Here is a 15918-nt window from a genome sequence, read left to right on the forward strand (position 1 = left end):
GAATTTCCTAGAAAAACGCTCCCCCTAGCTCGGGAGGCATGCAATTACGGTGTACATCGGCGCCAACCAATTCTTACGCCTTCGCGCCAGTCGCCCGACTTGGAACGGTCTGAATAGTGGCTGCCTTCCCACTCGCACGGGCAGATAGCGTAACCGCGGCGCTTCAGGCGAAATCCACACTGGAAACGAGCCGCCAAGACATCCGGTCAACCGCTTCGGCCACGCGCGGGGGCAGGAATTCTTCAACTATTGCTTCACGCAATTTACCACGGCCGCCACCCCTGGCCGCACGGTACTCACAGTGAAGTGGCCGATTACTCCCCGTCGCAAGTCCCCGAAGCAGCGCCGATCTCCATGCCCCGCAGCGCTGCGCGGGACCCTCATCGATCAGGTTGCGCGCCACGCATTCCTGCGTTCCTGATTGCGCTCAGATTACTCAAGCAGAGTAGCCTGTGAAGCGGTTCGGGTGGACCCATAAGAGGATCTACCGCATCTAACGCGAGCTCGAACTGAATCTGCGCATCAAGCCGCGCAAGCGGCTTGTGCGCGGGGCCTAGGAGCCGATGGCTGCATCGGCGTCGATGGACGCAGTGTGGTAGGTGGATTTCATGCATAACCAGTTAAAGGACGCTCGTAGCATCAGGCTGCTCAAGGTGAGAGACGATTTCACCGAGAAGCATTGGGTATCGAGATTAACTTCTCGCTACCGTCTGGTGTGATAGGGGCCCTGGAGCAAATCACTGGTTGGCGTGGAAAACCAGCGGCGATATGGTGCGATAACGGTCCGGAGTACCTGAGTGACGCGATTACGCAATGGGCATGCGCTCGGATCAGCGCGATAAAAAACTTCCATTTGGAATACCTTCTCAGGGGCGGCAGCGGTTCGGGCGCTGAACGCTTTGATCGAAGCTTGCGAGGGCGCGGTCCAGTTGACGCGGATGGCACTATCAGATGGATGAACGGTTCATGCGCCGCCCGATATCGCCCGAGGCAACGCGCTCTGGTTGGCGCTTTGCGTTCAAAGGTGTTCAGGCAACCTTCGATGTCTTCCTCACCGTCGTGCTGCGATGGCGCGACGACGCCACCGCTTGCATCCGCGAACTCCCCAGATAGCCGGTTGCCCGTCGTTTTCCGAACTGAACGCAGCAGCGTCCGAGATCTTTCCGTTTGCCGATAGTCTTGACAGGGTGCAGCGGCGATTGTCGATGCCCGTCACCGGGATTTCGACGGGCCCGTGATACAACGGCGCTCAACGCTAGCTTGACTGCCTACTCGAAGCCCCCGTGCAGGCCGTTTTCGGGATTCGCCTTATCAATGCCCCCGTTCCTCTAGGTTACAGAACTTTAGCACTTGGTTTTTCAGTCGGTGTCACGATCACGAGCACCGCGAGCCTCACGATCCAACAAAGAGTTTTTACATCAACCCGAACAACACCTCCTGTGCACCTTCCCACAGGATCTTAAGGCCGAAGGGCCGCAACTGTTCCTTACCCTTCACGATCGTTAGGAAATGATTACCAGCAAGTTGTCCCATCTTGCTCGAGAACACGCAGGGACCGTACGCCATTATAATCTCCGCCTCGCTATAGCCGCCGGGGTAGAACAACACATCGCCAACTGACGGATGACTTGTATGGTTCTCGAATCCAACAGGTTTGCCGTCGTTTTCGAGTTGGTATCCGCCCAGCGGGACCCAGCATCCTTCGCCACTCCATCGGACATGTATCAGCTTCTGTCTGTAAGGCAGCAGCGACAAGAACGCCTTGACGGTTTCCGGCGCATCCGGATGTGTCTCGGCTTCAAACATGTATCCTGCTGCGATGATACGTACTCGTGCCATTCCCATTTCTCCTCTAGTAGTTAGCGCTTTTCACAGTCCGGCACGGCATCCCTGAAGTGTGTGCGAGGAAGATGGGCCATCTGCCAAGCGACGCAGTGGACAGTGGACCGCACGTCGCGTTGACCGCCGCGCTTGGTAAAAGCAGTTGAGCTAGGTAAACCGTGCGTCCGCAACGGCACGATCTCAAACAAAGCACGCGATCGGCACCGTATCGCACGGTACGAACTCGCGCTGAAATCATCACTTCACTCATCTTTCTTTTCATCTTCGATACGGGACAAAAACATTGGATCGTCGAATATTTTTCGGCAAGAATAGAAACTACCAACTGTCATTCGGCATCCAAAGTATCAAATGAAAACCATTCGACTCCAGTTCGACGCTTCCGGGTCTTCAACCCCTCACGCAGAGATCGTCAGCCTGATTGAAAATGCCCTCGCCGGTCTCGACTGCCGCGTCGAACCTGCTTCTGGAACGGCATCGCAACGCACTGCGAGCCGCTCGCGCCTGCGCCTTCCCCGCGATCAGAAAGTCTATCTGTCGCTGGCGCGTTTTATTGAAGAGTCTCCTACACTCGGCGAGCAGTTGTTCGCACTCGACGCGCATCGCGGGATCGCCCGAATCAATCTGATCGACGCGGCATCGGACACGGTGCTGCAATCGCGCACTTACCCATACACGGACAGCACCGAGGCCACACTGGATACCGATATTCTGGTGCTGCAACTGCGAATTGCCGCAGACTTCGGCGTCGCCGCTTCACGCTGATACCGGCGGCCGCGTTAGCATTGCGTCCCCGCACATCTGCCGGGACGCCTGCTGTTAAACAACGATTCCACCGTCGATCACGAGTTCCTGTCCGGTGATGTTCCGGCCGCCTTCACCTGCCAGAAACAGCACCATCGCAGCGATGTCGGCAGGCTCGTTCAACTGGCCCAGTGCCGGTCCCATTTCAGCGGTGTAGCGACGCACTGCCGTCGCATCGTCGATTCCATCGCGACGCGCGCGCTCGGCCCAATTGCGCTTCATCCGCTCGACCGCAATCGGACCTGGCGCAATATAATTGACCGTCACGCCCGCACTCCCCGCTTCGAGCGCCGCGCACCGCGTCAGGCCCCGCAACCCCCATTTGGACGACGAGTAGCCAACCCGTCCCGCGCGTCCACGCATCCCGTGGTTGCCACCGATATTGATGACGCGGCCATGTTTCTGCCCGATCATCACCGGCAACAGATGCGACATCGTCAGAAACGGACCGCGCAGATTGGTGTCGAGCATCGCGTCGAATTCGGCCAGCGACAGCTTTCCGATCGGCACTTCGACCGGGCCGGGAATCGCTGCCGCATTCACCAGCACATCGATACGCCGCCCGGACCAGACGAGAAACGCGTCGATCGCTTCGGCGGTCGCGATTTCGTCGCGGATATCGAAAGCGAATATGCGCGACTCGCCGCCCTTCGCCGCGATATGCGTCGCCGTCCGGTCAAGTTCATCGAGCTTGCGTCCCGCCAATGCGACAAGGTATCCGGCTTGCGCCAACTGTTCGGCGATCTCGCGGCCGGTGCCGCTCGATGCACCGGTGACGAACGCGACCGGCATCGGCTCGCCCTGCGTTGCGGCAGACGTGCTCATGATGCTGTCGCCGCCGTATCGAAGAAGCGCGAGCGCACCATCGATTGCGTCTTGTAGATCGAACTGCCCGCTTCGCTCGGGAACGGCAGCGTCAACGGATTGGCCTCCACGCGCACCGTGCTCGACGGCTCGCCCGCGACGATCCGCGAATTGTATTCATTCCATTCGACGTGATAGAACAGCGGCCACGCGTCGATCGCCGCGAACTCGAGAAACAGGATGCGGCGGTGGGAGCCGGAGCGGTTCAGACCCGAGCCGTGGATCGTCATCGGATGATGGAATGCCACCGTGCCCGCTGTGCCGGTCAACGAGGCCGCCGCCGAAAAATCCAGACCCGGCGTCGACGGATCGATCGCGCCGACGAAGCGATCGTTCGCGTCGTGATGGCGATACAGCGGCCCGCGATGACTGCCCGGCAACACCTGCATCGCGCCGTTCTCGACCGACGCATCGTCGATCATCACCGAGGCCACGCAGGTCGACATGTTCGTATGCGGCGCAAACGCCCAGTCCTGATGCCATTCCAGCGACGAACCGATGCGCGCGGCTTTCACGTTGATCTTGCTGTGGTTCAGACGCACACCGGGCCCGACGATGCGCTGCACGAACGCGACCAGCTCAGGATGCTTCGCCAGTTCGAAATAAAATGGATCGACGCGATGCGGCTTTTTGATTCGCTGCACGGTCGGCTTGCCGCCGTCGAAACCCTCCTCGAAATCGAACACGGCGTTCCTGTCGCCGTCGTCGACGGCGTCGTTCATCAGCCGGTCGGTCAATGCGCGCAGCGATGCGGTCAGCGTCGCGTCCAGCAAGCCGGGCACGATCGCGTACCCGTGAGCCTGATACTGTGCAAAAGCAGTGTCGAATAGATCGGAAGTCAATTTATGTCCTTGAATACGATGTCGCCGGTTCAGACCTGAGACCCTTGATCTCAGATCAGCGGCGATGCAACGAGGTCGTCGATACGCACGTCGGTCACGACCATGTGCGCCTTGTAATGGGTGATGCAAAACGGCAGGCGGGCATGCATTGCTGCGAGTTGCGCAGTTGCGCCGCAAGCCCAGAAAACTGGCAGTTCGTCGGCGCGCAATGCGGTCAAACCGTGTCCACCATACGACTGCGCGAGATCGTCGATGCCGATCAGCTCCGGCAGGCCGATATGCACCGGCGCGCCATGAAACATCGGATGACGGGCGGAGACCATCGTCGCGCGGATCGCGTCGGCCGGTGAAAGCGCCCGCATCGAAACCACCAGCGGACCACCGAACGGCCCGCTGCCAATCGTCGGAAGCGACGTAACGTACATCGCCGATACATTGCCTTCGTCGAGATGACGCAGCGTCACGCCGTGATTGCGCAGCAAGGTTTCGAACGAAAACGAGCAACCGAGCACGAACGCCACCAGATCGTCGCGCCAGTGCTCGACGATCGACACCGGCGTCTCCACTGCTACGCCATCGCGAAACACCGTGTAGCCGCCCACATCGGTACGCAAATCCAGCTCGGCACCCAGCGACGCAATGAACGGCACGCCCCTTTCCGAACGTCCGAGTAGCGGCAACGCCTGCGGATTCGCGCGGCAGAATGCCTCGAAAGGGTCAGCATGATCGGCCGGCACGATCATCAGATTGCCTTGCACGTACTCCTGCGCGTGCAGATTCGTGAAGCCGCGATAACGACCTTCACGGATCGCACGCCGCAGGGCTACCGGCGTGTCGAACGACAGATCTTTGGTCTGAGTGGTACTCATGGCGCGACGAAATCCAGCGTGACAGTGAATGTGTGCGCGTCTTCTCCTCGCCAGGCGTCGGACGGGATCGCGGGATAGGTGCCGCGCTTTACGATCGCGACCGCCTGCCTGTCCAGAATCGGCGAATTCGAACTGTGCTCGACATCGACGTCCTGGACCGCTCCCGAGCGGCTCAACGTAAAGCGGACCACAACCACGCCTTCGGGTCGCAACCGGCGCGCTTCCCCCGAGGTCGGGTACTCGGTCATCGAACGGATATACGTGCGCAGCTTGCCGACGAAGGTCGTCTCCAGCGCCACGTTGTTCGCAGGCGGCGGCGCGGGCGTAGGGACCGGTGCAGGCGTCGGATCGGGCGCAACGGCCTTGGGCGGCGTGACCGGCTGCGGCGTAACCGGCACGGCTACCGGCTTCGGCGCTGCGACCGGCGTCGGCGCGGTGCTCGCATGCAGTGGCGCAGGCGTAGGCCGTGGCGGTACCGGCCTGGGCGGCGGCGGTGTCCTGGCCGGCGGCGGTGGCACCGGCTTGGGCGGCTCCGCATGCACAGGTTCGGCTGGCGCCTGAAGCGCCACCACGAACTCCTGCTCTTTCGGCTTGACGCGCTCGGGCAGCGGGATTTTCGAGGCGACCAGACTCATCGCGATCGACACAGCGACCACTGCCGCCAGCGCCGTACCGTGACTGACGCGCTCCATCGGATCGGCGCGCATCGCTTACTTCGCCTTCGCGATGATCGATGCGGCCGGCAGACCCGCATCCTTCAGTTGGTCGAGTACATCCACCAGCACCTGGAGATTCGAGCGGCCATCCCCCGCGATGATGACGCTCGGCTTGTCGTTACCCGCTTCGGCGCGCAACACAGCGGCGAGCTGCGGCACTTCGGTGGGCTTGCCGTCCACCTGCAGATGACCGTCGTTGTCGATGGTCAGCGTGATGCGCTTCTGCTCGTCGATCTTCTGGGGACTCGCCGAACTCGGCAGCGACACTTTCAGTCCGAGTGCGGGCAACACGTTCATGCTGATCAATACAAAGAACGCGAGCAGAAACATCATCACGTCGATCATCGGAATGATTTCGATGCGTGCTTTGCGTTCGCGACGCTGCGGAAACTGCCTCATAAGAACACTCCGTCGGCTCGGCGAGATTGGCGATCAGGCGGCAGCGCGCTGGGCGAGCATCTCGCGGCGCTGCACCTGGCCTGATAGCGTCGTTTCCAGCAGAAACACCTTGAAGTGGTCGGTCAGACGCTCGCCGATCCGGTGCAGGACGTTGTGTCCGAGCAAGCCATACAGCGCCGTGCCGATCCCGATCGCCGTGGCGAACAGCGCCGAACCGATGCCGCGACTCACCGCGCCAGGGTCCGAAATACCACCGGCCGACAGCGCGTTGAAGGTGTCCATGATGCCGAGAATCGTGCCGAGCAAACCAAGCAGCGGTGCCGCCGTGACGATCGTATCGAGAATCCACAAGCCGCGATTTATCCGGCCGTCCACCCGCAGGTACAGCGCCGAAGACAGGTCTTCGATGCGTGCGCGCGGCAACTCGCCGCCCTTTTGCGCGTCGATGTACTCGGACATCGAACGCGTCATCACGTCAGCGGCCGGTTCGATCTGCGGCTGCGGATAGCCTGGACAGGCTTCCACCGCGATGGCGATCGCTTTCGCGATGCGCGCGCGCTGTATAGTCAGATAGACGTAATAGACCAGCCGTTCGACAATCACGAACGTGAGCAGAACCAGCCCCACGTACAGCAGGTTGATCGAAGCGGCGTGCAGGAATTCTCGGTTGATCGACATGACGTTCCTTCAGAAGGCTGTTGCAAAAGTCAGGACTGCGGTAACACCGTTGCCCACCAGGTAAGTCGGCGAGCTGCCGGCAATCGTCGCGCCGTTATCGGCGGTGGTGGCCTTCGCGTTGGTGGTCACGCTATAGGCACCCGACAGATAATGGCGATTGAGCAGGTTCAGCACGTTGACGCGGATTTCCGGCTTCTTCAGGAAACGCGTGCTGGGCAGACGGACACCCATCGTCGTGTCGATCGTCGTATAGGACGGGATCTTTTCGTCGTTCATGAACGTCGAGTATTGCGAGCCGACATATTTGACGCCCAGATTGCCGAACCAGCGGCCATCGTCGTAATCGACCGCGAAGGCGGCCTGCACTTTCGGCGAACGCACGGCGGATTTGCCGCTCGTCGGCAAGGTCGTGCCGGAAGTGGCGATATCGTCCTTGATCTCAGTGTGCAGATATTCGAACGACGCATACGGACGGAAGTTGTGAAACGGACGCAGACCGATTTCGAAATCCACGCCTTCGCCGCTCTGGCGCCCGCCGTTGATCGGCGAGCTGTAGCAGCCCGGATCGCACACGGTCGACGAGATCTGGCGATTCTTGAAGTCATAACGGAAAAGCGTGGTTGACGTCGTGAAAATCGGTCCATGAAAGCGATAACCCAGTTCGAACGACACCGACCTTTCCGACGGTTGGTTCGGCTGTGCCTGGGTCGAGACGGCGCCCGTCGTCGCGTTGTAGCGCGGATAGAGCGAACCTGCTGGCAGGATCCGGTAGCCTGTCGAGACACCCGCAAACAGTTGATGACCGTCGGCCGGCGTGAAGCGCACGGCGAAGGTCGGCAAAGTGGCCCAATGCGTGGCTTCCGTTTCGGTCACGGTGCTTGGCACGCCGTTGATGCCTTTGCGTTGCATCCAGAGTTGTTTGACGCCTGCATCGAACTTCAACCGCTCACCGAGGTAGCTGACGGTATCACCGACAAAAAGCGCACCAAAATTGTCTCGTGTATCCTGGTCCCAACCGTTGATCACCTGGCCGTTGGAAAGTCGGATCTGATTCGAGCTGCCGCGATAATCCACCGCCGTGCCGTCGCTGTTCGCATAGCTATACGGGCGATACAGATGGTCCGTGGAGTGCTGGAACCAGGCGCCCGCCACAAGTTCGTGATTCGAGATCGTGTAATCGACTTTGGCCGTCACGCCTGCTCGCACGTTGCTCTCGAGAATCGGGTTATAGACCAGCACACTGCGATCGTTGACCGTGCCGTTGTTATTGAGGTCCACCGCCTGAACGGTATTGCCGAAGCCCACCGAGCTTTCGTTAAGCGTCGTGGCCGAACCGGAGGCACCGTAGCCGTAGAACACATACGGCGTGACCGTCACTCGCGTCGCCTCGTTCACGACGAAGGTCGACGGCACCGACACCAGCAGGTTGCGCCACGGGTTCTTCAGGAGCTGATAGTAGCTCGTGCCGCCCGATGCATAGGTCGGCGCATAGTTCGATGCGGAACCCATGCCGCGGTCCCTGCTGTACTGCGCAAGCGTCGGATTCTTGTACGTGTCGCGCACGATCTCCGAATACGTCAGCGCAAACTTGGTCATGCTGCCGCCGCCCCAGTCCTTGACGACGCCCATATCCACATGGTCCTTGCGGTCCTTGCCCGGGCCGCGAAAATGATTCGCGTCGATATGCGAGAACGAGATGAAACCGCGCAAGCCGGTATCGCCGATATCGCCGCTTTCGAGCCGCGCGAACACGCGTCGCGCCGCGTCCGTGCCATACGACATATCGACCAACCCGCCGCGTTCATGCGATGGCGTATGCAGGAACAGGTCCACCACGCCGCCGGTTGCGTTGACGTCGGGCGAGGACAGGTCCGGGGTGCCCTGGTTCAGCGTCACCACGTCGGTGTTTTCTGTATCGATCCATTCGCCCGGAAAGACCGACCAGTTCGATGCTACGTTGAGCGGCATGCCTTCGAAGTTGAAACCCATCTGGCCGCCTTCGAGGCCGCGCACGGAAATCACGCCCTGATTGAGGCCGTACGCATCGCCGGCGGCTGCGTTTGCACCCGGCGAGTACTTGAGAATCTGGAACACGTCTGCCGACGGCTGCTGCTTCTGGATGAAGTCGCGCGTCACCGAACTTTTCGACTTCGGCACATCTTCGTCGACGATCAGACCACCACCGATCTCCTTGCGTGTCACACCCGTCGCCGACGGACCATTGACCGTCGATGCCGCCTTACCACCCGAACCGGTTGCGCTGACGCGACCGATATCGGTCGTGTCGCCGCTGCCTGCGGCCGGCGCGGTCTGAGCGTAGACGCTCGGGGGAATGGCGGCACCCACCACCATCCATGTGAGGACTGTTTTCCGTTTCAACGTAGACCCCTGATAACGCGTAAGTTGTTAATGGGCGGCTCGCTGTCGATCAGCATTGCGCCCGTCGGGTTTGCTTTGGACCGGTCGATACATGCATTCCTTGAGGCTTAATGTATCGGGCCAATTTGCGTGCCAGGAGTGCTTTTTTCTTGAGCCGCCGGCGCATAAGTGGCTACGCCTCGCCGTGCATTTTTCGGGACGCGGGACACATTGCGTTGCGTCGTCTCCGCTGTGTACGGCATGCTCGCGACGTGCCGGTGCAGCGCCGCGCAAAGCGTCGCCGTCAGGGTGAAAAGCCATGGAAAGCGATGCGTTATGCCCGTTCGGCCACGCATCGCACAGGAAGCCTTAGCGGTCGCTCACTCGCGACGGATCCACAGCGCCTTGGTGTTCAGATAGTCGTCGAGTTGCTGCGTGCCGGACTCGCGTCCGTAGCCGCTCATCTTGTAGCCCCCGAACGGCATCGACGGGTCCATCGTGTTGTAGCAGTTGACCCACACCGAACCCGAGCGGATGCGCGGCGCAATCGCATGCGCGCGGCCTACATCGCGCGTCCAGACGCCCGCGCCGAGACCGTACGGCGTGGCATTCGCACGGGCCACCACTTCGTCGACGGTATCGAACGGAATCGCAGCCACGACCGGCCCGAAGATTTCTTCCTGCGCGATCCGCATCCCGTCGCGAATATCGGTGAACACGGTCGGCGGCACGAAGAAGCCATTGCGGTGCGCGTCGTCGTCGAGCCGCGCGCCGCCCGTCATCGCCCGCGCGCCCTCCTCCTTGCCCGCGCGCAGATAGCCGGTCACACGATCGAGTTGCTTTGCCGACACGAGGGGCCCGATATCGGTTGTTGCGTCGAGCCCGTCACCCACCTGCAACGCACGCGCAGCGCGCGACACCGCTTCGACGAATTCGTCGAAGACGGGCCGTTGGATGAACAACCGCGTGCCCGCGCTACAGATCTGCCCCGCGTTCGCAAACGCGGCGATCGCTGCTGCGGGCGCGGCGCGATCGAGATCTGCATCGCTGAACACGATGTTCGGCGACTTCCCGCCAAGCTCCAGGGACAGCCGCTTGAGGTTGCCCGCCGATGCCCGAACGATCTGCTGCCCGGTCACATGCGAACCCGTGAACGACACCTTGTCCACATCCGGGTGCGCAGCCAGCGCCGCACCTGCGGTCGTGCCGAATCCCGGCACGATATTCACGACGCCTTCCGGCACGCCCGCTTCGAGCAGCAGTTCGCCGAAGCGCAATGGCGTCAGCGAGGCATCTTCGGCGGGCTTGAGCACCAGCGTGCAACCGGTCGCGAGCACAGGTCCGGTCTTCCAGATCGCGGCCATCAACGGACCGTTCCACGGCACGATCGCGCCCACCACGCCGACCGGCTCGCGTAGCGTGCAGGCGAACAGATCGCCACCGAGCGAGGTGCTGGCCGTCTGTCCGTACAACGAGACCGCCATCGAGGCGAAGTAGCGCAACAGGCCGAGCATATGCCGCTTGCTGCCGCGCGTATGCCGCAAAGGCGCGCCCATATCGAGCGTGTCGAGCAGGCTCAGTTCGTCGAAATGACGCTCGACGAGATCAGCGAGACGCAGCAGGATCATCTGCCGCTCATCCGGTTTCATCGTGCGCCATGGACCGTCGAAAGCGCTTCGCGCGGCGTGCACCGCACGGTCGATATCGGCGCTGTCGCCTTCGGCGATAGTGGCAAGCAGCGCACCGTTCGCCGGATTGCGCGCCTCGAAAGTCCTACCGGATAGCGATTGCACCCATTGGCCGCCGATCAGCATCGGCTTCACGCGTCCGTCGAGAAATGCGGGTGTCTGGCTTGCTGCGTCGTTCAGGGTCATGGGCGTGCGGTAAACAGATTGGCAGGTTCAGGCAGTAAGGGACGATGCGGCGCATCGTGCCGCGACATGTGACTGGGCGGCGACGGCTTACCCGCCCGCGGCAAGCCTGGCAAAGCCGCGTTCGAGATCCTCGATCAGGTCCTCGCAATGTTCGAGGCCGACATGCAGGCGCAGCCCGCGACCCTCGGAGAGCCACGGGCGCGCGGTGCGCAGTGTGCCGGGGTAGGTCGGCACCACCAGACTTTCGTAGCCGCCCCACGAATAACCCATCTTGAACAGCGACATGTTGTCGAGCATCGCAGCGAACTGCGCGTCGCTGCACGGCTTGAGCACGAGCCCGAACAGACCCGAGGCGGCTTCGAAATCGCGCTTCCAGATGGCGTGACCGGGATCGTCGGGCAGGGCCGGATACATCACGCGTTCGACTTCGGCACGCTGCTGCAACCACTGCGCGATGCGCGTCGCGCTGCGCTGGTGGCGCTCCATCCGGATCGGCAAGGTGCGCAGTCCGCGCAGGGCCATATAGACGTCATCTGGTCCACCGCAGTACCCCGCGCCCGAAGCGGTCTTCTTCAGCGGGATAAAGGCCTCTTCCGTGCACACTGCGATGCCGAGCATCAGGTCCGAGTGACCGGAGATATATTTGGTGGCCGCATGGATCGACACATCGATGCCGTGTTTGAGCGGATGAAAACCGAGCGGCGACGCCCAGGTGTTGTCCATGATCGACACGATGCCGCGTGCACGGCAGGCTTTCGCAATCGCCGGGACATCGACCACTTCGAAGGTCAGCGAACACGGCGACTCGAGATAGACGACGCGCGTATTCGGCTGGAACAGCGATGTGATATCCGCGCCCAGATTCGGATCGAAATACGTCACCTCGACGCCGAACTTGCGCAGCGTCTCTTCGCAGAAGGCCCGTGCAGGACCGTACAGGCTGTCGACGATCAGCAGATGATCTCCGGCCGACAGATACGCCAGCAACGACGCCGCAATCGCACCCAGCCCGCACGACGTCACTACGGCGCGATAACCGCCTTCGAGTTCCGTGATGGCGTCTTCGAGCGCGCGCGTGGTGGGCGTGCCTTCGCGCCCATAGGTGAAGCCTTCGTAAGCGCCGCTCGCGCGGTCGCGGCGCGTCTCGAGCAACTGCTCGACGCTGTCGAAGATGAAGGTGGATGCGTGATACACCGGGGGATTGACGACGCCGTGAAAGCCGGCCGGATTGCGGCCGCTATGCACCACGCGAGTGTCGACGTTATACGGTTTCGGGTCTTGAGCGGAATCCATGATGTCGTAGAAGTGGAAACAGTGATGGAACGGCGTGGATCAGACCAGCATCCCCGCATCGACGACGAGGTCCTGGCCGGTGATCATGCGGGATGCGTCGCTGGCGAGATACAGCACGGCGCGCGCGATATCGTCGGGACTGACGAGGCGGCGCAACGCCGTGCGCGACGTGAAGCGCTCGAGTACCGCTTCGTAGGTGAGACCTTCGTGACACGCCGAGCGCTCGAATAGCCCGGTCAGCCGGTCGCCTTCGACACCGCCCGGCGACACCAGATTGACGCCGATACCATAGGCGCCCGCATCGAGCGCGGCGGATTTGATCAGCCCACGCAGCGCCCATTTCGATGCGGCATAGCCAGCGAATCCGGCCACGCCCTTGTGACCGTAGGTGCCGCCGATCGCGATCACCCGGCCGCTGCGGCGTTCGATCATCGACGGCATGACGGCCTTGATCGCCAGCAACACGCCGAGTACGTTGACGTCGAGACAGGTGCGCAGATCCGCTTCGCTCAGGTGCCACACCGGCCCTTTGCCGGTGGCGATCCCGGCCGCGCAAAGCAGAATGTCGATGCGCCCTTTTTCTGCGAGCACCGCGTGCGCCGCGCGCTCCATCTGCGCACTGTCCGAGACGTCGGCGATTTCGAGGCTTGCCGTGCCGCCCTTCTCGCGAATTCCGGCGACCACCGACGCGCCCGCGCCAGCGTCACGCCCCAGCACAGCGACATGGGCGCCCGCAGCCGCTAGCGCATACGCCATCTGCGCGCCCACACCACGCGTGCCGCCGGTCACGAGTGCAACCTTGCCTTGCAGCGTTAGCGCCGGAACACCGGCCTGCAGCGTGCTCATCACGTGCCGCTCCGGTCGAGTACGGCGCGTTCGAGTGCAATCGTCAGCGTGAAGAACAGGTAGGCAACTGTGGTGCTGACCAGAATCGCGGCCCACATCAGGTCGAGTTGCTGTTGCGAGTAGGCGTCGAGCATCAGCGTGCCGAGACCGGGCGAGCCCGACAGCCACTCCGCGAACATCGCGCACAGGATCGCCGAACTCGCGGCCAGTCGAAGCCCCGTGAAAACGTAGGGAATCGCGCAGGGCAGCCGCACCTTGATCAGCGTCTGCGTAAAGCTCGCGCCGCAGGTACGCATCAGTTCCAGCATGTTCTCGCCCGGCGCTTCGAAGCCTTTCTTCGCGGCGAGCATCACCTGGAAAAATGTCAGCAGCGCCACCATGCCGATCGTGTTCCAGCGGTCGCGGCCGAACAGCACGATAATCAGCGGCGTCACCGCGATCATCGGAATGGTGCGGATCACGATCAGCAGCGGCGTGACCGTGCGGCTCGCCAGCGGCGACAGCACGAACAGCAGCGCGAAACCGATCGCCACGACCATCGCGACCAACGTGCCGACCACCGTGCACCACACGGTCAGCCACGCGGCCGAGGCCACCACATGCGCATGTACCACCAGCGCGTTGAGCGCCTGCGCCGGCGACGGCAACAGGTAATCGGGCAGATGGAAGATCGCGACGACCGCTGTCCACACTAATCCGGCTACCACCAGAAACGCGCCGTAGTTCGCGAGGCGCTCCATCGTGACGCGCAACGCAGCAGAGCCTTGCCGCCAGGGTCGCGGTATCTGGCGCGGCGCGCCGCTCATCTTGAGTACGTTCATACCGAAGCCTTCCTGACGACGCGATCGGCGGAGATCGCCAGCCGCTCGATCATGCATACATAGCCGTAAGCCAGCAGCGACACCGCGCAAGCGACGCCGACCGTGGTCCACAGGCGGTCGATCTGCAGGCTGAACATGGCGTTGATCATGATGACGCCGAGTCCCGTGTCCGCGCCGTTCCATTCGGCGACCAGCGCACCGAGAATCGACAGCGGCGCGGCGATCCGCAAGCCCACGAACAGATACGGCACGGAGACGGGCAACGCCAGCCGCGTGAAGCGCTGCCACGGGCTGGCCGCCATCACGACGAACAGTTCGTCGAGCCGCTCGCCGACCGCGCGGATCCCCTGCACCACCGACACCAGAATCGGGAACACGCAGATCACTGCCGTGATGGCGATTCGCGTGATCACCGAAGGCCCCATCCAGATGAGCAGCATCGGCGCGATGGCCATGATGGGTATGCTGCTCAGCACGGCCGCGCAGGTCATGACCGTGGTCTCGATGCCGCGGATCGCATAGACGGCGAACGCGAGCAGCAGGGACACGAGCGTCGCGGCAATGCAGCCGTAGATTGCGACCAGCAAGGTCGGTAGCGTTTGCTCGACCAGCGCGCCCGCATCGTGCACGGCCGCTCGGGCCACCTGCGACGGCGCGGGCAAGGCGGCGGGCGACACGCCCGCACGCGCGGCCCATTCCCCGAGCGCGAGAATCGCGAGAATCAGTAGCACCGGCGGGATTGCCTGAAGCACTGAGGGTGCGAAGCCGGACAATGCAGCGCCGACACGCGGAGCGGTTCGGTCAGGCTGCATGATCGAACCTCTGTCCGGCATCACCGAACAACGAGCGACGCACCTGATCGACGAGCGCTGCAAAGCGCGGCGTGCAGAGATGATCGAACCGGCGCGGCCGTTCGATATCTACCTCCACCGTCTCCACGATGCGGCCCGGACGCGCTGCCAGAATGAAGATGCGATCGGCCATCAGCACGGCCTCCTCGATCGAATGCGTGACCATCAGCGCAGTCGTGCCCGTTTGCGCCCAGATCCGCAGCAGTTCGAAGTTCATCTTGTAGCGTGTGATTTCGTCGAGCGCGCCGAACGGCTCGTCGAGCAGCAGCACTTGCGGCGCGACCGCCAGCGCTCGCGCAATCGCGCAACGCTGCTGCATGCCGCCCGACAGTTGCGCGGGCCGCGCATGCTCGAAGCCGCCGAGTCCGACCAGTTCGATCAGTTGAGCCGGCGTGAGCGCGCCGCGCTTGCCCTCCTTACCGAGCATTTCCAGCGGCAGTCTGATGTTGTCGAGAACCGAGCGCCACGGCAGCAGCGTTGCGTCCTGAAACACGAAGCCGATTTCGTGACGCAGACGCGCGGTACGTGGCGGCGCGCCGTCGATGGCGATCGAGCCGCTGGTTGGCGCCACCAGGTCCGCGACCATCCGCAGCAAGGTGGACTTGCCGCAACCCGACGGACCGATCAGCGCACCGAACTCACCGGGGGCCAGATTGAGCGTCGTCCGATCGAGCGCGACGAACGGTTGACCGCCGACGTCGAACGACTTCGACACGGCGTTGATGGACAAACCAGCCATGAACACTCCAGATGCGTTGCAAGCGTGGCGTGCGAACGGGTCGCACGTCCGGTTGAAAGACTACGCGGACAAAAGCGCGGCGCAGTTGCCAATTCCGCGCCTCACGCGCGCCGTTTTGACAC

General features: G+C 62.4%; 16 protein-coding genes. 2 read left to right on the forward strand and 14 right to left on the reverse strand.

The genetic code is table 11. From position 1 onward, the window contains the following. Window positions 1-951: 951 nt before the first annotated feature. The gene (locus tag BM43_RS41480) at window positions 952-1113 is read left to right on the forward strand and encodes a hypothetical protein (RefSeq protein ID WP_155296523.1); all 162 of its coding nucleotides are present in this window, start codon (window positions 952-954) and stop codon (window positions 1111-1113) included. A gap of 300 nt (window positions 1114-1413) precedes the next feature. Here BM43_RS41480 and BM43_RS36625 read toward each other — a convergent pair whose 3' ends face one another. After that, complete coding sequence (locus BM43_RS36625) at window positions 1414-1839, reverse strand: DUF3830 family protein (RefSeq protein WP_036050642.1); 426 nt, start codon at window positions 1837-1839, stop codon at window positions 1414-1416. 354 nt (window positions 1840-2193) lie between these two features. On the opposite strand from BM43_RS36625, the gene BM43_RS41145 reads away from it, so the two are divergent. After that, window positions 2194-2607, forward strand: a complete 414-nt coding sequence (locus BM43_RS41145) for a hypothetical protein (protein WP_127841050.1) — start codon at window positions 2194-2196, stop codon at window positions 2605-2607. Window positions 2608-2661: 54 nt separating this feature from the next. Here BM43_RS41145 and BM43_RS36635 read toward each other — a convergent pair whose 3' ends face one another. From BM43_RS36635 to BM43_RS36695, 13 genes are all read right to left on the reverse strand, one after another. Beyond that, window positions 2662-3471, reverse strand: coding sequence for an SDR family NAD(P)-dependent oxidoreductase (locus BM43_RS36635; protein WP_036050636.1), 810 nt, complete (start codon window positions 3469-3471; stop codon window positions 2662-2664). Next, a complete protein-coding gene (locus BM43_RS36640; RefSeq protein ID WP_036050633.1) occupies window positions 3468-4352 on the reverse strand; it encodes a phytanoyl-CoA dioxygenase family protein in 885 nt (294 codons plus the stop codon). Before BM43_RS36640 ends, BM43_RS36635 begins: the two co-directional genes overlap by 4 nt. Before the next feature lie 50 nt (window positions 4353-4402). Beyond that, the gene (locus BM43_RS36645) at window positions 4403-5221 is read right to left on the reverse strand and encodes a putative hydro-lyase (protein ID WP_036050631.1); all 819 of its coding nucleotides are present in this window, start codon (window positions 5219-5221) and stop codon (window positions 4403-4405) included. Continuing rightward, on the reverse strand, window positions 5218-5928 hold the full coding sequence (locus BM43_RS36650) for an energy transducer TonB (RefSeq protein ID WP_052710585.1): 711 nt from the start codon (window positions 5926-5928) through the stop codon (window positions 5218-5220). The genes BM43_RS36645 and BM43_RS36650 overlap by 4 nt, the downstream gene beginning before the upstream one ends. Before the next feature lie 3 nt (window positions 5929-5931). Beyond that, on the reverse strand, window positions 5932-6336 hold the full coding sequence (locus BM43_RS36655; protein ID WP_036050628.1) for an ExbD/TolR family protein: 405 nt from the start codon (window positions 6334-6336) through the stop codon (window positions 5932-5934). A 33-nt stretch (window positions 6337-6369) separates the two neighbouring features. Further along, a complete protein-coding gene (locus tag BM43_RS36660; RefSeq protein ID WP_052409188.1) occupies window positions 6370-7014 on the reverse strand; it encodes a MotA/TolQ/ExbB proton channel family protein in 645 nt (214 codons plus the stop codon). A 9-nt stretch (window positions 7015-7023) separates the two neighbouring features. Then, window positions 7024-9393 (reverse strand): TonB-dependent receptor, encoded by a 2370-nt coding sequence (locus BM43_RS36665; RefSeq protein WP_127841049.1) that lies wholly within the window; start codon window positions 9391-9393, stop codon window positions 7024-7026. A gap of 359 nt (window positions 9394-9752) precedes the next feature. Beyond that, entirely contained in the window at window positions 9753-11246 is a 1494-nt protein-coding gene (locus BM43_RS36670; RefSeq protein ID WP_036050625.1) for an aldehyde dehydrogenase family protein, read from the reverse strand. Between the two features lie 87 nt (window positions 11247-11333). Further along, a complete protein-coding gene (gene metC / locus BM43_RS36675; RefSeq protein WP_042285349.1) occupies window positions 11334-12539 on the reverse strand; it encodes a cystathionine beta-lyase in 1206 nt (401 codons plus the stop codon). A gap of 39 nt (window positions 12540-12578) precedes the next feature. Beyond that, window positions 12579-13385, reverse strand: coding sequence for an SDR family NAD(P)-dependent oxidoreductase (locus BM43_RS36680; RefSeq protein WP_036050619.1), 807 nt, complete (start codon window positions 13383-13385; stop codon window positions 12579-12581). After that, window positions 13385-14191: an ABC transporter permease gene (locus BM43_RS36685; RefSeq protein ID WP_157693204.1), complete on the reverse strand. Its 807-nt coding sequence runs from the start codon at window positions 14189-14191 to the stop codon at window positions 13385-13387. The genes BM43_RS36680 and BM43_RS36685 overlap by 1 nt, the downstream gene beginning before the upstream one ends. A gap of 11 nt (window positions 14192-14202) precedes the next feature. Continuing rightward, a complete protein-coding gene (locus BM43_RS36690) occupies window positions 14203-15018 on the reverse strand; it encodes an ABC transporter permease (RefSeq protein WP_158380931.1) in 816 nt (271 codons plus the stop codon). After that, on the reverse strand, window positions 15008-15796 hold the full coding sequence (locus BM43_RS36695) for an ABC transporter ATP-binding protein (protein WP_042285344.1): 789 nt from the start codon (window positions 15794-15796) through the stop codon (window positions 15008-15010). The genes BM43_RS36690 and BM43_RS36695 overlap by 11 nt, the downstream gene beginning before the upstream one ends. Window positions 15797-15918 lie beyond the last annotated feature (122 nt).

This window comes from Burkholderia gladioli (assembly GCF_000959725.1).
GTDB classification, from domain to species: Bacteria; Pseudomonadota; Gammaproteobacteria; order Burkholderiales; family Burkholderiaceae; genus Burkholderia; species Burkholderia gladioli.